This window comes from Aureimonas flava (genome assembly GCF_003583935.1).
GTDB classification, from domain to species: Bacteria; Pseudomonadota; Alphaproteobacteria; order Rhizobiales; family Rhizobiaceae; genus Aureimonas; species Aureimonas flava.
This window is the reverse complement of the sequence record NZ_QYRN01000002.1, coordinates 135,992-159,345: the sequence shown is the minus strand read 5'-3', so window position 1 is coordinate 159,345 and position 23,354 is coordinate 135,992. Positions and strand designations below refer to the sequence as shown.

Sequence of the window (23,354 nt, the reverse complement as noted above, 5' to 3'; positions counted from 1 at the left end):
TCAGGCCGACTTCTTGCGCTCGTCGTCCTGGACCTCCTCGAAGTCGGCGTCCACCACGTCGTCGCGGCCGGCCTGCGCCGTGGAGGCGCCGGGCTGCGCGCCCTCGTCCTCGCCGGCCTGGCTCGCCTCGTACATGGCCTGGCCGAGCTTCATGGAGACCTCCGCCAGGCTGTCCGACTTCGCCTTGATGGCGTCGGCGTCGGCCTCCGGCTTGTCGAGCTCGACGCGCAGCGCCGCGATGGCGTCCTCGATCGCCTTGCGGTCGTCGGCTGAGACCTTGTCGCCGTAGTCCTTGAGCGACTTCTCGGCCGAATGGACGAGGCTCTCGCCCTGGTTCCTGGCCTCCACGCCGGCGCGGCGCTTCTTGTCGGCGTCGGCGTTGGCCTCGGCCTCCTTCACCATCTTCTCGATGTCGGCGTCCGACAGGCCGCCCGACGCCTGGATGGTGATGCGCTGCTCCTTGTTGGTGCCCTTGTCCTTGGCCGACACGTTGACGATGCCGTTGGCGTCGATGTCGAAGGTCACCTCGATCTGCGGCACGCCGCGCGGCGCGGGCGGGATGCCTTCGAGGTTGAAGCGGCCGAGCGACTTGTTGTCGGCCGCCATCTCGCGCTCGCCCTGGTAGACCTGGATGGTCACGGCGTTCTGGCCGTCCTCGGCGGTGGAGAAGACCTGGCTCTTCTTGGTCGGGATCGTGGTGTTGCGGTCGATCAGGCGCGTGAACACGCCGCCCAGCGTCTCGATGCCCAGCGACAGCGGGGTCACGTCGAGAAGCAGCACGTCCTTCACGTCCCCCTGGAGCACGCCGGCCTGGATCGCGGCGCCCATGGCGACGACCTCGTCCGGGTTGACGCCCTTGTGCGGCTCCTTGCCGAAGAAGTTCTTCACCACCTCCTGGACCTTGGGCATGCGCGTCATGCCGCCGACGAGCACGACCTCGTCGATGTCGCCCTGCGTGAGGCCGGCATCCTTGAGCGCGGCCTTCATCGGGCCGACCGTGCGCTGGACGAGGTCGTCCACGAGGCTCTCGAACTTGGAGCGCGTCAGCTTCAGCGTCAGGTGCTTCGGGCCGGTCGCGTCCGCCGTGATGAAGGGCAGGTTGATCTCGGTCTGCGAGGCGGAGGACAGCTCGATCTTGGCCTTCTCGGCCGCCTCCTTCAGGCGCTGGAGGGCGAGCTTGTCGTTCTTCAGGTCGATGCCCTGGTCCTTCCTGAACTCGGAGGCCAGGTAGTCGACGAGGCGCATGTCGAAGTCCTCGCCGCCGAGGAACGTGTCGCCGTTGGTCGACTTCACCTCGAACACGCCGTCGCCGATCTCGAGCACCGAGACGTCGAACGTGCCGCCGCCGAGGTCGTAGACCGCGATCGTCTTGCCGTCGTTCTTCTCGAGGCCGTAGGCGAGGGCGGCGGCGGTCGGCTCGTTGATGATGCGCAGGACGTCGAGGCCCGCGATCTTGCCGGCGTCCTTGGTGGCCTGGCGCTGGGCGTCGTTGAAGTAGGCGGGAACGGTGATCACCGCCTTCTCGACCTTCTCGCCGAGATAGGCCTCCGCCGTCTCCTTCATCTTCTGGAGGATCATCGCCGAGACCTGGCTCGGCGAGTACTTGTCGCCGTGCGCCTCGACCCAGGCGTCGCCGTTGGACGCGTTGACGATCTTGTAGGGCACGAGGCCCTTGTCCTTGGCCACGGTCGGGTCGTCGTAGCGGCGGCCGATCAGGCGCTTCACGGCGAACAGCGTGTTTTCAGGATTGGTCACCGCCTGCCGCTTGGCGGGCTGGCCGACGAGGCGCTCGCCGTCCGTCGTGAAGGCGACGATGGAGGGCGTGGTGCGCGCGCCTTCCGCGTTCTCGATCACCTTCGCGCTCTTGCCGTCCATGACGGCGACGCAGGAATTGGTGGTTCCGAGATCGATGCCGATCACCTTCGCCATGTCGTGTCTCTCCTTGTTGAGCGTGGAGCCCGGACCCTCGAGCGAGGCGTTCCGTCAGGCTTCACCTGGGAATGGGATTCCGGTTCGCCGCGGGGCCCTGGCGGGGCCGCCCCGGCGGGCTGAGGGCTATATATGAACGGGGTTTGGGGGGCGCAAGACGGTGTCGCGCCCCGCCCGCCGCCGCTGCCGGCCCGCCGCCGGAGCGGCGGAACGCGGGGGGCATGTGGGCCGCGACGCGCCGGGCGTCGGCCCGCCGCCGGCGCGGTGGTCAGCCGCCGAACAGGCCGCGGAACAGGGAGCGGTCGCTGGCCCGTCCGCCCGGCGCGCGCCCTTCGAGCACCGCGTCCGGCGGCAGCTCGTCGGGGTTCACCGCGATCGCCGGCCCTTCCAGGACGGCGTCGGGGGGAAGCTGGTTGCGGCCCACCGCGCGGGGCGAACCGATGTCGGCGGGCGGGCGCATGCGGGCCGGTTCGCCGTAGCCGTATTCGGGCGGCGGGCCGCCGTACCCGTCGTCGCCATAGGGGTCGTCGCCGTACGAATCGTCCCGGCCCGGCGGCGGACGGCGGGCGTATTCGGGCTCGCGCGGCAGCTCGCGATAGCCCGGCATGCCACGGTCCTGCGGCTCGCCGCGCGGGTCGCGGGCGGCATAGCCGTCCTGGCCGGGCACCACGCCGCCGGGCGCGGCTGGCGCGTCGGCGGCGGCGCCGCCGGCGTCCGCCTCGCCGTAGCTTCCCGGCCCGGGCAGCTCGTTGCTCTCGTATACCGGGTTGCCCTGGGCGTCGTAGCCGATGATGCGGTCGCCGTAGCCGGAGGCCATCGGCTGGTTGCCGGGATCGCCGATCCGGTAGTCGCCGGGCAGCGGCATCGGCGGCAGGCCCTCGTGGGCCGCCGTCATGAACATCTTCCAGGCGTCGGCGGGCAGCGAGCCGCCGGTCACCTGGCGCATCGGCTTGCCGTTGTCGTTGCCGAGCCAGACGCCGGTGGTGAGGTTGGCGGTGTAGCCCACGAACCAGGCGTCCTTGAAGTCCTGCGTGGTGCCGCTCTTGCCGGCCGCCTGCCAGTCCTTCAGCGCGGCGCGCCGGCCGGTGCCGGACGCGATCACCCGCGTCATCATGGCGTTCATCATGCCCACGATGTCCGCCGTCACGATCACCGGCGGCACCGCGTCGTCGCGCTCGTAGAGCACCTTGCCCGAGACCGTGGTCACCTTGTTCACGAGATGGGGCGTCGCCTGGTAGCCGCCGTTGGCGAAGGTGGCGTAGGCGCCGGTCAGCTCCAGCAGCGAGACCTCCGAGGTGCCGAGCGCCAGGGAGGCGTTGTCCACCAGGGGCGAGTGGATGCCCATGCGCTTGGCGGTCTCGATCACGGCCGCGGGCCCGACCTGGGCGGTGAGCTGGGCGGCGATGGTGTTGAGCGAGCGCATCAGCGCATCGGCCACCGTCACCGGACCCCGGAAGCGGTTGTCGTAGTTGGAGGGCGACCAGTTGCCGATCTTGGTCGGCCCGTCGTTCATCACCGTCTCGGGCCGGACGCCGTATTCCAGCGCCGTCTCGTAGACGAAGGGCTTGAAGGCCGAGCCGGGCTGGCGCTTGGCGTCCACCGCGCGGTTGAACTGCGACGAGGCGTAGTCGCGGCCGCCTACGATGGCGCGGATGGCGCCGGTGCCGTCGATCGAGACCAGAGCCCCTTGCGTCACGTTCTGCGTGGCGCGGTCGATGGTGGTGGCGACGGCCTTCTGCGCTTCCTTCTCGAGGGTGAGGTCGATGGTGGTCTCGACCACCACGTCTTCCTTGATCTCGCCGCCCACCAGGAGCGGCAGGTCGCGCATCACCATGTCGGCGGCGTAGTGCTCGGGGCCGGTCCAGAAGCTGCGCGCCTCCGTGGGCTTGGCGGCGAGCGCGTCGTCGTAGTCGGCCTTGGTGATCTCGCCCTCGTCCAGCATCGCCTGGAGGACGACCTGGGCGCGCGCGCGCGCCGCGTCCGGGTCGCGCGCCGGCGACAGGCGCGAGGGCGCCTTCAGGAGGCCGGCGATGGTGGCCGATTCGATGAGGTTCAGCTCGTCCGCGTTCTTGTCGTAGTAGCGCCGCGCGGCGGCCTGGATGCCGGTGGCGCCCGAGCCGAAGTAGACGCGGTTCAGGTACATCTCCAGGATCTGGTCCTTGGAGAACTTGGTCTCCAGCCAGAGCGCCAGGATCGCCTCCTGGATCTTGCGCTGGATCGTCTGGTCGGGCGTCAGGAAGATGTTCTTGGCGAGCTGCTGGGTCAGCGTCGAGCCGCCCTGCACCGTGTCGCCGGCGGCCAGGTTTTCCGAGAAGGCGCGCAGGATGCCGATCGGGTCGACGCCCCAGTGCGAGTAGAAGCGCCGGTCCTCAATCGCCATCACGGCCTGCGGCACGTAGGGGCTGATCCGGTCCAGCGCCACGGCCTCGCCGCCCGTGGTGCCCCGGTCGGCCAGGAGGTCGCCCGAGACCGAGACGATCTTGACGTTGGGCGGCCGGGCCGGGATCGCCCAGGCCTCCTGCGGCAGCTTGATCGCGAAGTAGCCGATCACGCCGAGCCCGGCGACGCCGCCCCAGAACAGGACGAGGAAGCACAGGCGGATCACGTGGCCGAGGAACGAGCGCCGGCGCCGGGGCCGGCCGAAGAAGCCGCGCCCGCCCCCGTCGCCCCCGTCCTCGCCGCCCGATCCGCGACCGCCGCGCCGTCCACCGCCGCCGCCGCCACCGGAGCCGAGGTCCTTGGAGCGGCGCGTCGCCTCGCCCTCGATCTGGCGTCCGCGCGCGGAGCGGCTCGCGGCCGTCACCGCCCGGTCGTCGGGCGAGATGCGGATCTCGTCGTCCTTGTCGCCCGACCCGCCGAAGCTCGGCTCGATCCGCTCGCCCTTGCGCCTCGCGGCCATCGCGACTGTCCCCTCGTCTCTCGAACGCCGGATGCGGCTGCGGGGCGCTCGGCCCCCGCGCGATGCCGGCTGCATGCGACCCTTGGGACGGAGCGCCTGAACGCGCGCTGAACCGCTGGCCGCGCGCACCGGCGGACGGCCGCTCCCGATGGGTGGGGGTGCAGACTAAATGCGGCGATTTAACGGGGCGTTAACGAAGGCTGACGGCGCGTTAAGGGGCCCCCGGCCAGCGCCGGGGGCGGCGCCTCAGGCGCGCGCGAAGGCGAGGAGGTCCTCCAGGAGCCGATCCTGCTCGGTGTAGTGCAGACCGTGCGGCGCGCCCTCGTAGATCCGCAGCTGCGCGCCCGCGATCGCCTCGGCCGACCGCGCGCCCGCGATCTCCAGCGGCACGATCTGGTCGGACGAGCCGTGGATCACGAGCGTCGGCACCCGAACGGCGGGGAGGTCGCCCCGGAAGTCGGTCTGCGAGAAGGCGCGCACGCAGGCCAGCGTCGAGCGCAGCGACGCCTGGAGCGCGAGGTCGCTCGTGTATTCCAGGTACTCGCTCGACACGGTGAAGCTGAGCAGGCCCGCGCCGTAGAACTTCTTGCCGAACGAGGCCAGGAAGCTCGGCCGGTCCGACTTCATCTGCTCGATGAAGTCGTCGAAGGTCGAGCGGTCGATGCCGTCCGGGTTGCTCTCGTCCTTGAGGAGGTAGGGCGGCGCGGCCGACACGAGCACGGCCTTGGCGACGCGCTCCGAGCCGAAGCGCGACAGGTAGCGGACCACCTCGCCGCCGCCCATGGAGAAGCCCACCAGAACCGCGTCGCGAAGGTCCAGCGCTTCCAGAAGGGCGTGGAGGTCGGCGGCGAAGGTGTCGTAGTCGTAGGGACCGCCCGGCTGGTCCGAGCGGCCGAAGCCGCGCCGGTCGTAGGACACGGCGCGCAGACCCTCGTCGGCGAGCGCGTTGGCGTGGAAGTCCCACATGTCGGCGCTGAGGGGCCAGCCGTGGATCAGCACCACAGGGCGCCCCTGGCCCCAGTCCTTGTAGAAGATCCGCGTGCCGTCGCTGGTTTCGATGAAGCTCACGTGGCTGGTTCCCTTTTTCCGGTGGGGTGTCGCAGCCACAATGGTCGGCCCACGGCCGGCGTTCCCGCCGGCCGCGGCGAGCGCCGATCAGAACAGGTCGATCGAGAAGCGGCGGGACAGGCCGATGCCGGCGAAGAACTGGTCCTTGGAGCCGACCGCGACGATCGGCGAATCGGCCGCGTCACCGACCATGCGCTCGTAGGCGGCGTTGGCGTTCAGGAACCAGTCGGGGCGGAACTCGTAGCGCGCCGAGGCCGCCACGCCCACCGACTTGAAGCCGCCGTCCGCGTCGAAGGCGGCAAGGCGGCCGCCGGAGGCGACGGACTCGATCGGCAGCACGGAGAAATAGGTGCTCATGTAGTTGGAATCGGCGAAGGTCGTGCGCGGTCCGAGCTTGAACTCCCACTGCTCGGTCGGGCGGGAGATGAAGTCCACACCCGCGCCGCCGACGAAGCCCTCGCCCTCGTTGAAGGCGTAGCGCGCCTCGCCGTACACCTCGACGTTGAGCGTGTCGTAGACCGGGAACTCGTAGCCGGCGCGAAGGCCGAGCTGATAGCTCTCCTCCAGCGGCAGCGTGCCGTCGAGCTCGCGGTACTTGGTGGCGTTGCGCTCGCCCACGTAGCGGAACGAGGGGGCGATGCGCAGGCCGCCCTGCTTCTCCTCGGGCGAGCCGATGTCGAACAGGCCGGGCAGGCTCAGATACTGGAGCGACACGATCGGGTAGGCCGACACCTGGTAGTCGTTCGAGCCCTCGTAGGCGGGCTGGGTCGAAACGCCGGCGCCGAGCTCGATGATGAGATCGACGTTGTTGGCGACCGCCACCGCGCTCGTGTCGACCGTGCCGTAGTCGGCGGCCAGCGCCGGCGAGGCCAGGAGGGCCGTGGCGGCCAGGAGGGCGGCGGGAAGGCGATGCGGCATGATCTGAACTCCGGTGGCGAAATCGTCGCCCTGGCGATCATCTTTCGCACCAGGCATCGCGTTTCAATCGCCGCGGCCCGGATCGGGCGACTTCGCGGCAACGCCGTTGCTGTGCGGACACACGCGCCGGGGGTGGCATCACGAAGTTTCCATCGATCGCGTCGGGTTTGCGTAGGCACACAGCGATTGCGCTCGGCGGCGCGGCCGGCCATCCTCGGCGCGCTTGCCCGTAAAGGGTTTTCGCAGGGAGGACGCATGAAGACCCTATCCGCCATCGCCGGAGCCCTGGCGCTCCTGGCCGCCGCCGCCCCGGTCGCCGTCGCGCAGACCTATCCCGACAGGCCGGTCACGCTGGTCGTGCCCTTCGCGGCGGGCGGCTCCACCGACCTCGTCGCGCGCACCATCGCGCAGAAGATGAGCGAGGAGCTCGGCCAGCAGGTGCTGGTCGACAACAAGGGCGGCGCGGGCGGAAACCTCGGGGCGACCTTCGTGGCACAGGCCCAGCCGGACGGCTACACGATCCTGATGGGCACGATCGCCACGCATGCCCTCTCGGCCTCGCTCTACGCCAAGCCCCCCTTCGACCCGATCGCCGACTTCACGCCGATCGTCTGGCTGGTGACGGTGCCGAACGTGCTGACCGTCAACAAGGACTACCCCGCCAAGACGGTGCAGGAGCTGATCGCGCGGCTCAAGGCGCATCCGGGCGAGGAGCTGTATTCCTCGTCGGGCAACGGCACGCCGCTGCACCTGTCGGGCGAGCTGTTCAAGTCGATGACGGGCACCGACATGGTGCACGTGCCCTACCAGGGCTCCGGCCCGGCGCTGGTGGACGCGATCTCGGGCGCGGTGCCGATCAACTTCGACAACCTTCCCTCCTCGACCGAGCACATCCGGGCCGGTGCGCTGCGCGCCCTGGCGGTGACTACCAAGGAGCGCGCCGCCAACTTCCCCGACCTGCCGACCATGGAGGAGGCGGGCGTGCCGGGCTACGAGACCAACACCTGGAACGCCTTCTTCGGCCCGGCCGGCCTGCCGCCGGAGGTGGTGGCCACGCTGAACAGGGCGGCCAACGCGGCGATCGCGGACGAGACCGTCAAGGCGCGGCTCGCCGAGGTGGGCGCCGCCACGGTGGGGGGCACGCCCGAGGAGCTCGCCGCCCACGTGACTGCGGAGATCGCCCGCTGGAAGCCGGTGATCGAGACCGCCGGCGCGAGGATCGAGTAAGGGGGAGCGCCGCCCGCGCGGCGATAGATTCGATCCGAAGGGCGGAGCGATCCGCCCTTCCTGCTTTTTCGGGAGTTCCCGCTCGTGACCCTCACGCTCCACGGCATCCGCAACTGCGACACGGTGAAACGCGCGCGCGCCTGGCTCGACGAGCGCGCGATCGCCCATCGGTTCCGCGACTTCAAGACGGAGGCGCCGGACGAGGCCGCGTTGCGGCGCTGGTGCGCGGCGGCGGGCTGGGAACGGCTGCTGAACCGCGCCGGCAACACCTTCCGTCGGCTGCCCGAGGCCGAGCGCGTCGATCTGGACGAGGACCGGGCGATCGCCCTGATGCTGGCCCATCCGAGCGCCATCCGGCGGCCGGTGGTGGAGGCGGACGAGACGATCCTGGTCGGCTTCCGCCCGGACGAGTTCGAGCGCGCCCTGCGCCGAGACGCCGGCGCCTAGCGCGCCCGAGACCTCAGGCGACCTCGGCCCTGCGCGCGGCGCCCTGCGCGGCCAGGAAGGCCGGCACGTCGGCCTCGGGCAGCGGCCGGGAATAGAAGTATCCCTGGATCAGGCGGCAGCCGATGCCCTGCAGGATGTCGAGCTGCTCGCGCGTCTCCACGCCCTCCACCACGCAGGACAAGGACAGGTCGCGCGACAGGGCGTTGACCGAGCGAACGATCTTCCGGCTCGCCTCGCTGCTGGCGAGATCTCGCACGAAGCTTCCGTCCACCTTGATCTTGTCGAGCGGCAGCTTCTGGATCTGGCTGAGGCTGGAATAGCCGGTGCCGAAGTCGTCCAGGGAGATGCACGCGCCCGTCGCCTTCAGGCTGTGGAGGTTGGCGATCGCCGCGTCGAGGTCCATCATCAGCGCGGTCTCGGTGACCTCGAACTCGACCCGGCGGGGCGACACGCCGCTCGCCATCAGGATGCCCACCAGCGCCAGGACCCGCTCGGGCGAGCAGATGTCGTGGCCGGACAGGTTGAACGAGATGCCCACGTCGTCCGGCCAATGCCGGATCGCGGCCAGCGCCTTGCGCAGGAGGACGGGGGTGAGGGTCGAGATGAAGCCCGACTGCTCGGCGGCCTCGATGAAGCGACCCGGCGAGACGGCGCCCAGGACCGGGCTGTGCCAGCGCGCCAGGCATTCGAGCAGCGGCGTCCGGTCCTCCTGCGAATCGACGATCGGCTGGAACACCAGCGAGAACTCGGCCTCCAGGTCGGCCGCGCGCAGCGTGCGCTCTAGGAGCGCCGCCTCCCGCACGTCGCGCTCGTGCTCGTCGCTGAACACCACGGTCTTCAGGCGCCCCGTGCGCTTGGCGTGGAACAGCGCATAGTCGGCGCGGTCGTGCAGCTCGGTGGCAGTGCCGGCCGAGCGCGGAAAGGTGGCAAAGCCGACCGAGCAGCCCACGAGAAGGCGCAACTCGCCGACCTGGAGCGGCATGTGCACGGCCTCGATCACCGCGTCGCCCAACCGCCGCAGCCCGTCCGGGTCGTCCACGCCGAGCACCACGAAGGCGAACTCGTCGCCGCTCAGCCGGTAGACCTCGCCGTTGTCGGCCAGCGCCTCCCGCAGGCGCCCCGCCATCGCCCGCAGCAAGCGGTCGCCCGCGAGGTGGCCGTGGCTGTCGTTGACGCTCTTGAACCCGTCCAGGTCGATGATGCCGAAGGCGACGGTGCCGCCGTCCGCGCGCGCCCGGCGCAGCGTCGCCTCGAGGTCGCAGAAGCAGCTCCGGCGGTTGCCGATCTCGGTCAGCATGTCGGTGTTGGCGATGCGCAGGTTCTGCTCGCCCAGCGCCGCGATCTCGGCCGACTTGGCCTCCACGGCGATGCGCGACAGGACCAGGCGGCTGAAGTCCCGCTGGATCTCGTAGGCGACATAGGCGAGCCCGGCCAGGCCGCCGCCCAGGAGCACCAGGATACCGAGGACGTCCGGTCCCGTGCCGGCCGCGATCGCCAGCAGGCCCGCGACGCACAGGCAGGCGGCCAGGACCGAGAAGACGCGCAGGTGGAGGAGGCCGAACAGGAGGAACACCATCTGCCCGCCCATGCACAGCGACAGGAGCAGCAGCGCCTGCGGCGTCGCCCAGCGGCTGATCCAGACCTGCCAGACCACGATCACCGCGATGCCGAGCACCACCTCGACGCCGACCAGCCGGATCCGCCTCGCGCAGTCCGCGGGCGCGGGGAGCGTGCCCCAGTCGCGCAGGAACATCGCGTACCAGAAGATCGCCTTGGGGATCATGAACAGGGCGAGAAACGGGGCCCAGGCCCACCACGGGGCCGTCGCGGCATGCACGTAGGCGATGGCGCCGAGGTCGGCGCTGAGCGCCACGTACATCGCCAGGCAGCTCCGTCCCAGTGCCTGGAAACGGGCCTGCTCGATGGAGCCTGCGGCCGAAAGATCCTGAATCATGACTGGTCCCGAGGCCGGCTCTGGCGAGACCCTGCCAGGGGTTCGTGAATTTCCGCGTAAGCGATTTGCGCAGATTGGCCGGAACCGCCGGCGGCCGGATCACACAGTTGCGACCGGTTGCCGGACTTGGCCCCGACCCGACGCCCCGCTAGGCTCCCCGCCGATGAACCGGCGCCAGATTCTCCAGACCCTCGGCCTCGCCGCGCTCGGCGGCGCCAGCCTCGCCGGCACCGGGATAGCCATGGCCGCGAACCGCTACTACCAGGGTCCCGTCAGCGACCATTTCGACGGGACGCGCTTCTTCAACCCCGGCGGCGCCGAGCCGCGCGGCTTCTCGGACCTCCTGCGCTGGCGTCTCGGCGGGGGCGGCAGCCGCGCCGTCTGGCCACGCCGCGTCGAGAGCCCGTTTCCCCAGGCGGTGCCCGAGGCCCGCGTGGCGGACCTTCGCGTCACCATGGTCGGTCACGCGACGCTGCTCGTGCAGGCGGGCGGGCTCAACATCCTGACCGATCCGGTCTGGTCCGAGCGCGTCTCGCCCGTGTCCTTCGCCGGGCCCCGGCGCGTGGTGGAGCCCGGCATCGCCTTCGACCGGCTGCCGCCGATCGACCTCGTGCTGCTCAGCCACGACCACTACGACCATCTGGACACCGAGACGCTCGGGCGGCTGCGGGCACGGCACGACCCGCTGGTGGTCACCCCGCTCGGCAACGACCGCATCGTCGCCGAGGCGGCGCCCGGCCTGCGGATCGCCACCGGGGACTGGGGCGACCGGATCGAGGTGCCGGGGGCCGTGGTGCACGTGGAGCCCGCCCATCACTGGTCGGCGCGGGGACTGCGCGACCGGCGCATGGCGCTCTGGGCGGCCTTCGCGGTGGAGACGCGGGCCGGCCGGATCTACCATGTCGGCGACACGGGCTTCCACGGGGGAACCAACTACCGCGCGGCGGCCGCCAAGCACGGCGGCTTCCGGCTCGCCATCCTGCCGATCGGCGCCTATGCGCCCCGCTGGTTCATGGCCGCCCAGCATCAGGGGCCGGAGGAGGCGGTGGAGGGCATGCTTCTGGCGGACGCGCGCCACGCCGTCGGCCACCATTGGTCGACGTTCCAGCTCACCGACGAGCCGATCGACGAGCCGGGCCGGCTGCTGGCCGGGGCGCTGGCGGCGCGCGGGCTGGGGCGCGACCGGTTCCGCCCCATGCTGCCGGGCGAGACCTGGGACGTGCCGGAGGCCTGAGGCGCCGCTCCCGCCCCGATGCGGCTGCCCGGTCAGCCGGCGCGCCGCGGCCGGCGGGGCGGAGCGGGCGCTTCGGCCGGCGGCGCTTTGGCATCGCTTTCCAGCAACCGCAAGGCCTCCGGCGACATCGGGCGGGCGAGCAGGAAGCCCTGGACCTCGCGGCACTGGAGCTGCATGAGCATCGCGAGCTGGTCGTTGGTCTCGACGCCCTCGGCGGTGACGCCGATGCCGAGCGACTGGCCGAGGCCGATGATGGCCTGGACCACGGCCCGGCCGCGGCCCGGGTCGTGGAGGCCGGACACGAACTTGCGGTCGATCTTGATGACGTCGAAGGGGAAGTCGCACAGGTAGCTCATGGACGAGTAGCCGGTGCCGAAGTCGTCCATCGCCAGGCGCAGGCCCATCTCCTTCAGCCGCCCGAGCGTCTGGCGCGCCCTTTCGGCGTCCTCGATCAGGATGCCCTCGGTGATCTCGAGTTCCAGCCGGTGGGCGGGTAGGCCCGCCTCGTCCAGCGCCGAGGCGATGATCTCGACGAGGCGCGGGTCGCGGAACTGCACCGGCGAGACGTTGACCGAGACGCTGATCGCGTCGAAGCCGGCGATGGTCCGGCAGGCGTCGCGCAGCACCGCCTCGCCGAGCGGAATGATGAGGCCGCTGCGCTCGGCCTGGGGAATGAACTCGGCCGGCGACACGCGGCCGCGCTCGGGATGCGCCCAGCGCACCAGCGCCTCGACGCCGCGGATGCGGCGCGAGCTGGTCTCGAAGCGCGGCTGGAACTCCACGAAGAACTCGCCGTTGCGGATGCCGCGCCGCATCTCGTCCAGGAGGCGGCGGTGGGCCGCCAGCCGTTCGTTCTGGTCCGCCGCGTAGAAGCTGTAGCCGCCGCGCTCGTCGCGCTTGGCGCGCGCCAGCGCCGTGTCGGCGCAGCGCAGGAGCTCGTCCACCGTGGTCGCGTCGACCGGCGCCAGCGCGACGCCGATCGAACCGCGGACGGGCAGTTCGGTCCCGCCGTGGTGCATGGGCACCGCGAGTTCGCTCGCCAGCCGGCGGCAGAGCTGCTCCGCCCCTTCCGCGTCGAGGCCCGGCGCGGCGATCACGAACTCGTCGGCCCCGAGCCGTGCGGCGATCTGGTCGTTGCGCAGGAGCCGGCGCACGCGGTCGGCGACCTCGCCCAGCACCCGGTCGCCGACCACGTGGCCGTAGGTGTCGTTGATCGGCTTGAAGTGGTCGAGGTCGAGATACAGGACGGCCATGGACGAGCCCGGCTGCGCCAGCGCCGACGCCATGAAGGCGGCCAGGCGCGCGCGGTTGGGCAGCGCGGTGGCGGGGTCGTGCTGGGCCTGGCGCTTGGCGTCCTCGTAGGCCTCCGCCAGCATCACGTTCTGCGTCACGTCGGTGACCAGCGCGACGATCTTGAACGGCTTGCCGGCGAGGTCGAGGATCGGGCTGTAGTTCGCTTGGAGCCAGACCCGGCGCCCGTCCTTGCCCTGGTGGCAGTGCAGGCCGGTGTGGAAGCGCCCGGCGCGCAGCGCCGCCCAGTGGGCCTCCGCGTCCGGCCCGCCGCGCGCGCCCGCCTCCATCAGCATCCCGTGGTGGCGACCGCGGATCTCCTCCAGCTCGTAGCCGAGCGCCGACAGGAAGTTCTCGTTGGCGTCGAGGATCGTCCCGTCGAGAGCCAGCGTCATGACGCCCTGCGACCTGCCGATCGCCTGGATCTGGCCCTGGTGCTCGGCGTGGCGCAGCTTCGCCGCGGTGATGTCGAGCGCGTATTTCACCACCTTGAACGGGCGGCCCTCCAGGTCGAGGATCGGGCTGTAGACGGCCTGCAGCCAGATCTCGCGCCCGTCCTTGCCCACGCGCCGGAACTCGCCGGACTGGTGGTGCCCCTGCGCGAGACCCTGCCAGAACAGGGCGTAGGCCTCGGCCTCGTCCGCCTCGTCGCCGACGGCGGCGATCATCCGGTGGTTGCGCCCGACGAGTTCGGCGTAGCGGTAGCCCGTCACCCGGAGAAAGTTGTCGTTGGCATCGAGGATCGTGCCGTCGAGCGCGAAGGAGATCACGCATTGCGACTTGTGGATCGCCGCGACCTGGCCTTCGATCTCGGCCTGGCGCATGCGCTCCTCGGTGACGATCGTGGCGTATTTCACGACCCGGACCGGGTGGCCGTCCATGTCGAAGATCGGGCTGTAGGTCGCGTGGAGCCAGATCGGCCGCCCGCATCGCCCGATGCGCTTGTACTGGCCGGCATGGTGCCGGCCGGCGCGCAGGTGACGCCAGAAGGCGGCGTATTCGGCCCCGTGCACGAAGGCCGGGTCCACGAAGATGCGGTGGTGCCGGCCCTCGATCTCCCCCATCTCGTAGCCGAAGGCGTCGAGGAAGTTCTGGTTGGCCTGGACGATGGCGCCCGTCATGTCGAAGGTGATCACGGCGTGGGTCTTGTCGATCGCCGCGATCTGCCAGGCGCATTCCGACTGGCGGCGCTTGTGCTCGGTCACGTCGAAGCCGGTCTGGACGACCTTGGCGAGGCGCCCGCACGGATCCAGCACCGGGGTGAAGGTCGTCTGGAGCCAGACCCGCTCGCCGTCCCGGCCCACGAGGCAGCATTCGCCGGCATGGGGGCGGCCCCCGAGGACCTCGATCCAGGCATCGGGCGCCGCGCGGCCGGTTGGCGCCGCGGGATCGGCGAACAGGTCGGCGTGGCGGCCCATGATCTCGTCGAGGCGGTAGCCGGTGAGGCCGAGGAACACGTCGTTCGCGCCGATCACCAGGCGCTCGGGCGACAGGTGCAGCACCGCGTGGGACAGGTCGAGCGCGGCGAGCCGTCCCCGCGTCTCGGCGTCGCGCGCGATCTCCGCCGTCACGTCGGTCAGGATGGCGATGGTCTCGATCGGCGCGCCGTCCTGCCCCGTCACCGCCGTGACGTGGCTGCGCACCCACAGCTCGCTCCCGTCTCGCCGACGGCGGCGGGCGGCGGCGGACCAGTTTCCGCCGGTCTTGATTCGCGTGCGCAGGCGGGCCCAGTTTTCCTGTTCCTCGGGCGGCACGAACAGGGTGACGTCGCGTCCGACGATCTCCTCCAACTCGCAGCCGAACATCGACAGGAAGCGGTTGTTGGCACGCAGCACGCGCCCGTCCGGATCGATCGCCAGCGTCGCGAACCCCCGATTGAGCGCCTGGAGCTCCGACGGGACGTCATACGGGGAAACTTGAATGGGAATCACGGAACCGGTCGCGAAATCGTTTGCCGCGACCATACCCGTCAGACCTTGACAGGGACTGAAAGCGCCGCGGCCGGCCGCGATATGTCGCACGGCCGGCCGCGGCTCCACAGTATCCCAACGGATGCCTATCCGACGAGGTCGGCGAGACCGATCGGGAAACGCCGGATGCGCCGTCCGGTGGCGTGGCGCACCGCGTTGGCGATGGCGCCGGCCGTGCCGGTGATGCCGATCTCGCCGACGCCCTTGATGCCGAGCGCGTTGACGTGCGGGTCGTCCTCGTGGACCAGGATCGCCTCCATCGGCGGCACGTCGGCGTTCACCGGGATGCGGTATTCGGCAAGGTCGGCGTTCATCACGCGGCCCGAGCGCCGGTCCACCACGGCATTCTCGTGGAGCGCGAAGGACAGGCCCCAGATCATGCCGCCGAAGAGCTGGCTCTCGACCATGCGCGGATTGACCACCCGACCGGCGGCGAAGGCGCCCACGAGCCGCGTCACGCGGATCTGGCCGAGATCGGGGTCGACGCTCACCTCGGCGAACACCGCGCCGTGCGCGTGCATGGCGTAGGCCTCCTGCGCGGCGGGGTCGGCCGCCGCCTGCCCCTCGGCCTCGAGCGTGTTCAGGCCGGCGCGCGCGAGGATCGCGGCGAAGTCCTCGCCCCGCGACGGGTCGTCGCGCCGCACGAGCCGTCCGTCGCGCGCCAGCGTGCCCACGTTGCCCGCGCCGAAGAGCGGCGAGCGTTCGTCGGCGGTCGCGAGTTCGGCGAGCCGGGCGATCACGGCCGCGCCCGCCGCGTGAAGCGCGGTGCCGGCGGTGGCCGTGTGGCCCGAGCCGCCGGCGATCCCCGCGTCCGGCAGGTCGGACGTGCCGGCGCGGAACTCGACGCGCCCGAACTCCAGCCCCACCGCGTCGGCGGCGATCTGGGCGAGCGCGGTCCAGGCACCCTGGCCCATGTCGTGCGCGCCGGTCTCCAGGAGCGCCGTGCCGTCGGCGCGCAGGGTGGCGCGCGCCTTGGCCTGGAACATCAGGGCGGGGAATGTCGCGGTGCCCATGCCCCAGCCGAGGAGGCGCCCCGCCTCGTCGCGCATGGCGCGCGGTTCCGGCGGGCGCCCGGCCCAGCCGAACCGCTCCGCGCCCCGCTCGTAGCAGGCCCGGAGCGCCTTGGACGAGAACGGCTTGCCGGAGATCGGCTCGGCCTCGGCGTAGTTGCGCAGCCGGAAGGCGAGCGGGTCCATGCCGGCGGCCTCGGCGGCCTCGTCGATGGCGCTTTCCAGGGCCGCCGACCCCGACGCCTCGCCGGGCGCGCGCATGAACAGCGGCGTGCCGGTGTCGAGGCGCACCGCCTCGTGCGCCGTGCGGATCGCCGGGCTGGCATAGAGCGTGTGGGCGACGTCGGCGGCGGGCTCGAAGAAGTCATCGAAGGTGCTGGACGCCGTCCGGGTGCGGTTGTCGATCGCCGTCAGCGCGCCGTCCGGGGCGAGACCCAGACGGATGTGCTGGCGCGTCGGGCCGCGATGGCCGACGGGGCCGTACATCTGGTCGCGGCGCAGCACCAGCTTCACCGGACGCCCGGTGAGGCGTGCGGCCAGGATGCCGAGGATCTGCGGCCCGGCGGGAAAGCCCTTGGAGCCGAAGCCGCCGCCCAGATACGGGCTGCGGATATGGATGTCCCCGGGCGCGATGCCGAACAGGCCGGCGACGCGCTGCTGGGCCATCGCCAGCGCCTGCGTCGGCATGTCGAGATGGAGCCGGTCGCCGTCCCAGCGCGCCACCACGCCGTGCGGCTCCATGGCGTTGTGGTACTGGGCGGGCGTCTCGTAGGTGGCGTCCACCGTGTGCCCCGCCGCCGCGAGGCCGGCCTCCACGTCGCCCTTGGCGGCATCGGCCGGGTTGCCGGCGCCCACGGTCTCGGGGACGAAGCTCTCCGCCGCGTCGAGCGAGGTCCGGGCAGGCTCGGCCTCGAAGCGTGGGCGCAGGAGCGCCGCGCCCTCGGTCGCCGCCTCCAGAGTCTCGGCCACCACCACCGCGACCGGCTGGCCGGCATAGCGGACCCGGTCGTTCTGCAGGAGGTCGAGCCGGAACATGAACGGATTGGTCTTGGCGTCCGGGTCCATCGCGAGCAGCGGCCGGTTGGCCGTGGTCATCACCTCCACGACGCCCGGATGGGCGCGCGCGGCGGCCTCGTCGAGGGCTGCGAGCCGGCCGCGCGCCACCGTGGCCGTGGCCAGCACGGCGTAGAGCAGGCCCGGCGGGTGGTTGTCGGCGGCGAAGGTCGCCGCGCCGGTGACCTTCAGGACGCCCTCGCGGCGCGTCATGGGCTGGCCGATGTTGGATCCGTGCCGCATGCGGGCGGGATCGTTGGCGAGGCCGATCTCAGACATGGAGCGTTCCTCCCGGAACCGGGGCGAAGGGGGAGCCGGGCAGCGCGGGAACGCGCTCCGGCGTGCCGGCGGCGGCGAGCAGCAGCGCGCGCAGCACGAGGCGCCGGGCGAGCTCGATCTTGTGCGCGTTGTCGCCGGAGGGGCGCGCCTGCGCGAGGGCCGCCTCCGCCGCGCGCCCGAAGGCCTCGCGGCCGGGCTCGGCGCCCGCCAGGAGCGCCTCGGCCTCCTCGGCGCGCCAGGGCTTGAGCGCGACGCCGCCCAGCGCCAGGCGCGCCTCGGCGATCCGCCCGCCGTCCATCCGCAGGAGGGCGGCGACGGACACCACGGCGAAGGCGTAGGAGGTGCGCTCGCGCAGCTTCAGATAGCGCGCGTGGCCGGCGAAGGCGGTCGCCTCGGCGGGCAGGCGGAGGGCGAGGACGATCTCGCCCGGCCGGCGCTCGGTCTCGTGCTCGGGCGTCTCGCCGGGCAGCCGGTGGAAGTCCGCCAGCGGCACCTCGCGCCGCCCGTCCGGCCCCTCCAGCTCCACCACGGTTCCGAGCGCGGCGAGCGGCACGCAGAAGTCCGACGGGTGGGTGGCGATGCAATGCTCGCTCCAGCCGAGCACAGCGTGCGAGCGATTCTCGCCGTCGCGCGCGTCGCAGCCGGTGCCGGGCTCGCGCTTGTTGCAGGCGCTGGCCGGGTCGTAGAAATAGGCGCAGCGCGTGCGCTGGAGGAGGTTGCCGCCGGCGGTCGCGGCGTTGCGCAACTGGCCCGACGCGCCCGACAGGAGCGCCTCGGCGACCGCCGGGTAGCGCGCGGCGAAGGCGCGGTCGTGGGCGAGGTCGGCGTTGCGCACCAGGGCACCGATGCGCGTCGAGCCGTCCGCGAGGCGCTCCACGGCCGACAGGCCCGGCAGACGCGTCAGGTCGACGATCCGTTCGGGGCGCGCGACGCCGCCCTTCATCAGGTCGAGGAGGTTGGTGCCGCCGGCCAGGCAGGCCGAGCCCGGCAGGGCGGCGGCCGCGACGGCCTCGGCCACGGAGGCGGGGCGCACGTAGTCGAAGCGGTTCATGCCGCCTTCTCCCGCTCGGCCGCGATCGTGCCGTGGGCCTCGATCACCGCCTCGGTGATGCCGGCATAGGCGCCGCAGCGGCAGAGATTGCCGCTCATGCCCTCGCGCACGCGCTCCGGGTCGCCGCCGGCCTGCGCCTCGGCGATGAGGCCCACGGCGCTCATGATCTGGCCGGGCGTGCAGTAGCCGCACTGGAACCCGTCATGGGCGATGAACGCCGCCTGGACGGGATGCAGCTCGCCGCCTCGGGCGAGGCCCTCGATGGTGAGGATCTCGGCGCCGTCGAAGGAGAGCGCGAGCGACAGGCAGGAGAGCACGCGCCGGCCGTCCACCAGGATGGTGCAGGCGCCGCACTGGCCGCGGTCGCAGCCCTTCTTGGTGCCGGTCAGCTCCAGCCGTTCGCGCAGGAGGTCGAGCAGCGTGACGCGGGGGTCGTCGAGCTCGACCTCCCGCGGCGCGCCGTTGATGGTCAGACGAATGGAATGGTTCATGCCGTCACCCTTTCGGTGATATGTCGAACCGGACGCGCGGAACCACGGGCTTCGCGCTGGCGGGACACGGGGGAGACGCGCATCCGGGGACGGATCGCGTGGCGCCGCGCCCCAATTATACGGAGGGTACCTCCGTTTTCAAGACTGGAGCGATTCCAATTCAGGAGATGGAGCCCGATCCCCCCAAGGCAACGCGCAGGCCGCGAGCCGATTCGGCCCGCAACCGCGAGCGGCTGCTCGTGGCGGCGGCGGAGGTGTTCCGCGCAGGAGACGGCCGGGCCAGCCTCGAGGCGGTGGCGCGGCGGGCCGGTGTCGGCATCGGCACGCTGTATCGCCACTTCCCGACGCGCGAGGCGCTGTTCGAGGCGGTGTACCGCCGCGAGGTGGAGCAGCTCGTCCGCCTCGCCGAGACGCTGGCGGTGTCCGAGCCGCCGCTCCCCGCGCTGCGCCTGTGGTTGCGCGAGGAGGTTCGGCTGGTGGCCACCAAGCGCGGCATGCTCGCCGCGCTGGCGCTGGCGGTGGACAGCGGATCGGAGCTCTACGCCTTTTCCTTCCGGAACCTGTCCCACGCCGTGGGCACGCTTCTCGACCGCTGCGTGGCGGCGGGCGACGTGCGCGGCGACGTCGGGCCGGAGGACCTGCTCCAGACGCTGGTGGGGCTGTGCCTCATGGCGCGGGAGCCGGACTGGGAGAGCAACGTGGTCCGGCTGATGGACGTGTTCGTGGATGGAATGCGCGTGGGGGCGGGAGCCCCGCCCGCGGGAGGGACGCATGGGTGAGACCGAGGACGGGCGGATCCTGCAACGGGTGTTCGGCGCGGCGCTGGGGCAGGCGATGCCGGCGGGGCGCTTCGCCGGCCGGCTCCCGGAGCGCCCGCGCGGGCGCACGCTGGTGCTCGGCGCCGGCAAGGCCGCGGCCTCCATGGCGGCCGCCTTCGAGGCGGAATGGGACGGCCCCTGCGAGGGGCTCGTGGTGACGCGCTACGGGCACGGCGTGCCGACGCGGCGGATCGAGGTGGTGGAGGCGTCCCACCCCGTGCCGGACGCGGCGGGCGAGGCGGCCGCACGCCGCATCCTCGATCTCGCCCGGGGCGCGGGCGCGGACGACCTCGTCGTGGTGCTGATCTCGGGCGGCGCGTCGTCGCTTCTGGCCTTGCCGGCGCCCGGCGTCACCCTGGCCGACAAGCAGGCGGTGAACCGCGCGCTGCTCCTCAGCGGCGCGCCGATCGGCGAGATGAACACGGTGCGCAAGGCGCTCTCGGCGATCAAGGGCGGCCGGCTGGCGGCGGCGGCCGCGCCGGCGCGGCTCGTGACCTACGCGATCTCGGACGTGCCGGGCGACGATCCGGGCACGATCGGCTCGGGCCCCACCGTCCGGGACGCGCGCGGGGCGCCGGAGGCGCTGGCGATCCTGGCACGCCGGGGGATCGGGGTGGACGCGCCGCTGCGCCGCGCGGTGGAGGCCAACGCCGCGAGCGCGCCGCAAGACGACGCCGGCGTCTTCCACATGCTGGCGACGCCGATGATGGCGCTCGAGGCGGGGGCCGAGGCCGCGCGGGCGCTCGGGCTCGAGCCGGTGATCTGGGGCGACGCGATCGAGGGCGAGGCGCGCGCGGTGGGTGCCGAGCATGCCCGCAGGGCTCTCGCCGCACCGCCCGGGCGGCCGACGCTCTTCATCTCGGGCGGCGAGACCACCGTGACGGTCGGGCCCGAGGCGCGGGGCGGGCGCGGCGGGCGCAACAGCGAATACCTCCTGTCGCTGGCCGTGGCGCTGGACGGGCGTCCCGGCGTCTCGGCCATCGCCTGCGACACGGACGGGATCGACGGGTCGGAAAGCAATGCCGGCGCCTGGTTCGACCCGTCGCTGACGGCGCGGGCGCGGGCGGCGGGCATCGACCTCGCCGCGCATCTCGACGCCCACGACGCCTTCACCCCGTTCGAGCGGCTGGACCGGCTGGTGGTGACCGGGCCGACCTTCACCAACGTCAACGACTTCCGCGCCATCCTGGTGCGCGGCGGGTGGTGAACCCGTCGCTCACGACGCCTTTCGGGCCGCCGCGCGGGCGATGAAGTTGCGCACCTCGCGCATGCGGCGCGCGGGCTCCGTGATCTCGCGGTCGAGGCCGAGCTGCCAGGCGAGGTCGCGCCGCTCCGGCTCGCGGTCCAGCGCGTCGATCCGGGCCGCGTGGGCGTCCAGCGCCGCCCGGTCGGCCACGAGCCGCTGCTCCAGAAGGTCGTCGGCCTGCCGGCGCAGCGCGGCCGCGATCTCGGCGAGCGACAGTTCGGGATGGTACTGGACGCCCCAGAACGTGCCCGGCCCGCGCGCGATCTCCACGGCCTGGACGGGCGTGGTGCGCGTGCCCGCCAGGATCGTGGCGCCGTCGGGCAAGGTGGCCACCTCGTCGGAATGCATGGCGGGCGCGTCCCATGCGAGCGGCCGGCCGGCCAGGAGCGGGTGGTCGCGTCCGGCCTCGGTGGCCACGATGCCGCGCACGAAGGCCGCTTCCATGCGCGGGGAGCGCGGCTTGCAGCGCCCGCCCGCCGCCACGGTCGCGATCTGGAGGCCCGCGCACGAGCCGAACGACGGCGTCCCGGCCTCGAAGACCCGCGCCATGAAGGCCGCCGCCGAGCGCGTCTCCGGTCCGTCGGCATGCATCTGGATGGGCGAGCCGGACAGGACGACCCCGCCGTAGGCGCGCAACGCCTCCAGCGAGGGCGGCGGCGTGCCGTCGACGCAGGACACCGTGTCGCACGCGAGGCCGGACTCGATCGCCCGCAGCGTCTCGGCATAGGTCTCGTCGGAGGCCGCGCCGACCTCGCGGCGCCGCGCGTCGCGCTGGTCCGGGGTTTCGCTGGCGACGATCAGGAAGCGGAGGGACACGGCGCATCTCTTCAGGAAGGGGAGGCACCGAGATAGGCTCGATGGCGACGGGCGCCATGGGGTGCGTTGTCACGCATGGGCGAGCCGCGCGTGAGGCCGCCCCCGGCATGCGGCATCCGCGCCTCAGCGGGCGACCAGCGCCCAGAGACCCTCGACCACGCTGGTTCCGGCGAGCGGCGCGACCAGCAGCAGGGCGAGGTTGAGCGCCAGGATCCACAGGAGCACGCGCTCGCCGCGCGGCGACATGCGCGGCGCGGGGCGCCTCGGCTCGGGCGGTCGCCAGTCTCGGTATTCCAGGAACATCGCGGGCGTTTCCGGTTGCGCCGCCGAGACTGCGCCCCGGCCGAGCCGTTCGCAAGCCGGCCGTGCTCAGCCCCAGGGCTGGAACAGGACGGCGAGAAGCGCCGCGACGAGGGCCGGTGGCATCACCACGAAGCCGAGGCGCAGGAACGCCAGCGCGCCGAAGTCCAGACCCTCGCGCCGCAGCGCGGCCAGCCACAGGAGGGTCGCCAGCGACCCGGTCACCGAGAGGTTGGGGCCGATGTCGATGCCGACCAGGATCGCGTCCACCACCTTCTGCGGCAGGTCGGCGGCCGTGGTGAAGGCCCCGGCCAGGAGCCCGAGCGGCAGGTTGTTCGTGAGGTTGGTGCCGAAGGCGAGCGCGGTGCCGGCGGCGAAGGCGCCGACCTCGGGCGCCGCGTTCAGCGGCGCCTGGAGCGCCGAGACGAGGCTCGACTGGAGGCCGCTCGTCTCCAGCGCGCGCACCACCACGAAGAGCCCGGCGACCATGGCCAAGGTGTCCCAGGACACGTCGCGCACGAGCGGCAGCGGGCTCGCGCGCTCGCCCACCGCCACCGCGAGGGCCGTCGCGAGGCCGGCGGCCAGCGTCGGCGGACCGAGTTCCAGGCCCAGCGCCGAGGAGGCGAGGAGCACGCCCGCCGCCGCGACGAGGCCGACCGCGGCGATGCGGCCGCCCAGCGACAGGCGGGGAACCGCCACCGCCGTGTCCGTGGTGCCCACGAGATGGGCGCGCTGCGTCCAGCGCAGGAGCCAGAACGTCGCCAGGACCGCCAGCGCCGAGGGAAGCCCGAAGCGGGCGAGCCAGGCGCTGAGGGGCGGCATGTCGGCGCCGAACACCACGAGATTGGCCGGATTGGAGATCGGCAGCACGAAGGAGGCGGCGTTGGCGACGAAGGCGCAGACCAGGAGATAGGGAAGCGGCGAGGCGACCCCGGCCGCGCGCGCCACCGCGATCACCGCCGGCGTCAGCACCACGGCGGTCGCGTCGTTGGACAGGAACACGGTGACCAGCGTTCCGATCGCGTAGACGAGGGCGAACAGCCGGCGCGGCGAGCCCCGCGCCGAGCGGGCGGCCAGGGCGGCCAGATAGTCGAACAGGCCCTCGCGCCGGGCGGTGCCGGCCAGGAGCATCATGCCGGCCAGGAACAGGTAGACGTCGGTCCCCATCGCGATGCCCCCGAGCGCCTCGCGCCAGGGCAGGAGGCCGAACAGCACCAGGAGCGCCGCGCCGCCAAGCGCGAACACCCATTCCGGCCAACGGCCCGGCCGGAAGATGACGCCGAACACCGTCAGGGCGCTGAGGACCCAGGTGGCGAGTTGCAGGCTGGCGGACATGCGATCGGGCCCAGGGGCG

The 23,354-nt window shown here is 72.4% G+C and carries 16 protein-coding genes and 1 pseudogene; 5 read left to right on the top strand and 12 right to left on the bottom strand.

Features of this window, described 5'->3' with window-relative positions:
* The 4 genes and pseudogenes from dnaK to D3218_RS03970 all read right to left on the bottom strand — a co-directional run.
* Positions 1–1,965 (bottom strand): annotated as a pseudogene (dnaK, locus tag D3218_RS03985) (molecular chaperone DnaK); the annotation flags it as partial.
* Positions 1,966–2,197: 232 nt separating this feature from the next.
* Positions 2,198–4,828, bottom strand: a complete 2,631-nt coding sequence (locus tag D3218_RS03980; RefSeq protein ID WP_119538618.1) for a transglycosylase domain-containing protein — start codon at positions 4,826–4,828, stop codon at positions 2,198–2,200.
* A 246-nt stretch (positions 4,829–5,074) separates the two neighbouring features.
* Positions 5,075–5,896 carry an alpha/beta fold hydrolase gene (locus D3218_RS03975; RefSeq protein ID WP_119538617.1) on the bottom strand — a complete coding sequence of 274 codons (822 nt, stop codon included), beginning with the start codon at positions 5,894–5,896 and terminating at the stop codon, positions 5,075–5,077.
* An 87-nt stretch (positions 5,897–5,983) separates the two neighbouring features.
* Complete coding sequence (locus D3218_RS03970) at positions 5,984–6,814, bottom strand: MipA/OmpV family protein (RefSeq protein ID WP_119538616.1); 831 nt, start codon at positions 6,812–6,814, stop codon at positions 5,984–5,986.
* Positions 6,815–7,069: 255 nt separating this feature from the next.
* On the opposite strand from D3218_RS03970, the gene D3218_RS03965 reads away from it, so the two are divergent.
* Together D3218_RS03965 and D3218_RS03960 are read left to right on the top strand one after the other, a co-directional pair.
* Positions 7,070–8,041, top strand: a complete 972-nt coding sequence (locus D3218_RS03965; protein ID WP_119538615.1) for a Bug family tripartite tricarboxylate transporter substrate binding protein — start codon at positions 7,070–7,072, stop codon at positions 8,039–8,041.
* An 84-nt stretch (positions 8,042–8,125) separates the two neighbouring features.
* A complete protein-coding gene (locus D3218_RS03960) occupies positions 8,126–8,488 on the top strand; it encodes an arsenate reductase (RefSeq protein WP_119538614.1) in 363 nt (120 codons plus the stop codon).
* A 13-nt stretch (positions 8,489–8,501) separates the two neighbouring features.
* Here the strand turns inward: D3218_RS03960 and D3218_RS03955 are convergent, their stop codons facing one another.
* Positions 8,502–10,442 carry a putative bifunctional diguanylate cyclase/phosphodiesterase gene (locus D3218_RS03955; protein ID WP_119538613.1) on the bottom strand — a complete coding sequence of 647 codons (1,941 nt, stop codon included), beginning with the start codon at positions 10,440–10,442 and terminating at the stop codon, positions 8,502–8,504.
* Positions 10,443–10,605: 163 nt separating this feature from the next.
* Between D3218_RS03955 and D3218_RS03950 the strand changes: the two genes are divergently transcribed.
* Positions 10,606–11,676, top strand: a complete 1,071-nt coding sequence (locus D3218_RS03950; protein WP_168990407.1) for an MBL fold metallo-hydrolase — start codon at positions 10,606–10,608, stop codon at positions 11,674–11,676.
* A 32-nt stretch (positions 11,677–11,708) separates the two neighbouring features.
* On the opposite strand, the gene D3218_RS03945 is transcribed toward D3218_RS03950, so the two are convergent.
* The 4 genes from D3218_RS03945 to D3218_RS03930 all read right to left on the bottom strand — a co-directional run bounded on the left by D3218_RS03945 (position 11,709) and on the right by D3218_RS03930 (position 18,820).
* Positions 11,709–14,897 carry a sensor domain-containing protein gene (locus tag D3218_RS03945; RefSeq protein WP_168990406.1) on the bottom strand — a complete coding sequence of 1,063 codons (3,189 nt, stop codon included), beginning with the start codon at positions 14,895–14,897 and terminating at the stop codon, positions 11,709–11,711.
* Between the two features lie 125 nt (positions 14,898–15,022).
* On the bottom strand, positions 15,023–17,278 hold the full coding sequence (locus tag D3218_RS03940) for a xanthine dehydrogenase family protein molybdopterin-binding subunit (protein ID WP_119538611.1): 2,256 nt from the start codon (positions 17,276–17,278) through the stop codon (positions 15,023–15,025).
* Positions 17,271–18,329 carry an FAD binding domain-containing protein gene (locus D3218_RS03935; protein WP_119538610.1) on the bottom strand — a complete coding sequence of 353 codons (1,059 nt, stop codon included), beginning with the start codon at positions 18,327–18,329 and terminating at the stop codon, positions 17,271–17,273. The genes D3218_RS03940 and D3218_RS03935 overlap by 8 nt, the downstream gene beginning before the upstream one ends.
* Complete coding sequence (locus D3218_RS03930; RefSeq protein ID WP_119538609.1) at positions 18,326–18,820, bottom strand: (2Fe-2S)-binding protein; 495 nt, start codon at positions 18,818–18,820, stop codon at positions 18,326–18,328. The genes D3218_RS03935 and D3218_RS03930 overlap by 4 nt, the downstream gene beginning before the upstream one ends.
* Before the next feature lie 167 nt (positions 18,821–18,987).
* Here D3218_RS03930 and D3218_RS03925 point away from each other — a divergent pair, with 167 nt between their 5' ends.
* Together D3218_RS03925 and D3218_RS03920 are read left to right on the top strand one after the other, a co-directional pair.
* Positions 18,988–19,599, top strand: coding sequence for a TetR/AcrR family transcriptional regulator (locus tag D3218_RS03925; RefSeq protein WP_119538608.1), 612 nt, complete (start codon positions 18,988–18,990; stop codon positions 19,597–19,599).
* Entirely contained in the window at positions 19,592–20,845 is a 1,254-nt protein-coding gene (locus tag D3218_RS03920) for a glycerate kinase type-2 family protein (protein ID WP_119538607.1), read from the top strand. The genes D3218_RS03925 and D3218_RS03920 overlap by 8 nt, the downstream gene beginning before the upstream one ends.
* A 9-nt stretch (positions 20,846–20,854) precedes the next feature.
* On the opposite strand, the gene D3218_RS03915 is transcribed toward D3218_RS03920, so the two are convergent.
* The 3 genes from D3218_RS03915 to D3218_RS03905 all read right to left on the bottom strand — a co-directional run bounded on the left by D3218_RS03915 (position 20,855) and on the right by D3218_RS03905 (position 23,335).
* Positions 20,855–21,700: a type 1 glutamine amidotransferase gene (locus D3218_RS03915; protein ID WP_119538606.1), complete on the bottom strand. Its 846-nt coding sequence runs from the start codon at positions 21,698–21,700 to the stop codon at positions 20,855–20,857.
* A 123-nt stretch (positions 21,701–21,823) separates the two neighbouring features.
* On the bottom strand, positions 21,824–22,003 hold the full coding sequence (locus D3218_RS03910) for a hypothetical protein (RefSeq protein ID WP_119538605.1): 180 nt from the start codon (positions 22,001–22,003) through the stop codon (positions 21,824–21,826).
* Positions 22,004–22,069: 66 nt separating this feature from the next.
* A complete protein-coding gene (locus D3218_RS03905) occupies positions 22,070–23,335 on the bottom strand; it encodes an SLC13 family permease (protein WP_119538604.1) in 1,266 nt (421 codons plus the stop codon).
* Positions 23,336–23,354: the final 19 nt, after the last annotated feature.

Excerpts from the sequence above, each read along its gene's own strand:
- D3218_RS03910 (WP_119538605.1), bottom strand. The coding sequence starts at position 22,003 with ATGTTCCTGGAATACCGAGACTGGCGACCGCCCGAGCCGAGGCGCCCC.
- D3218_RS03970 (WP_119538616.1), bottom strand. The coding sequence starts at position 6,814 with ATGCCGCATCGCCTTCCCGCCGCCCTCCTGGCCGCCACGGCCCTCCTG.
- D3218_RS03935 (WP_119538610.1), bottom strand. The coding sequence starts at position 18,329 with ATGAACCGCTTCGACTACGTGCGCCCCGCCTCCGTGGCCGAGGCCGTC.
- D3218_RS03955 (WP_119538613.1), bottom strand. The coding sequence starts at position 10,442 with ATGATTCAGGATCTTTCGGCCGCAGGCTCCATCGAGCAGGCCCGTTTC.
- D3218_RS03940 (WP_119538611.1), bottom strand. The coding sequence starts at position 17,278 with ATGTCTGAGATCGGCCTCGCCAACGATCCCGCCCGCATGCGGCACGGA.
- D3218_RS03925 (WP_119538608.1), top strand. The coding sequence starts at position 18,988 with ATGGAGCCCGATCCCCCCAAGGCAACGCGCAGGCCGCGAGCCGATTCG.
- D3218_RS03930 (WP_119538609.1), bottom strand. The coding sequence starts at position 18,820 with ATGAACCATTCCATTCGTCTGACCATCAACGGCGCGCCGCGGGAGGTC.
- D3218_RS03920 (WP_119538607.1), top strand. The coding sequence starts at position 19,592 with ATGGGTGAGACCGAGGACGGGCGGATCCTGCAACGGGTGTTCGGCGCG.
- D3218_RS03965 (WP_119538615.1), top strand. The coding sequence starts at position 7,070 with ATGAAGACCCTATCCGCCATCGCCGGAGCCCTGGCGCTCCTGGCCGCC.
- D3218_RS03980 (WP_119538618.1), bottom strand. The coding sequence starts at position 4,828 with ATGGCCGCGAGGCGCAAGGGCGAGCGGATCGAGCCGAGCTTCGGCGGG.
- D3218_RS03950 (WP_168990407.1), top strand. The coding sequence starts at position 10,606 with ATGAACCGGCGCCAGATTCTCCAGACCCTCGGCCTCGCCGCGCTCGGC.
- D3218_RS03905 (WP_119538604.1), bottom strand. The coding sequence starts at position 23,335 with ATGTCCGCCAGCCTGCAACTCGCCACCTGGGTCCTCAGCGCCCTGACG.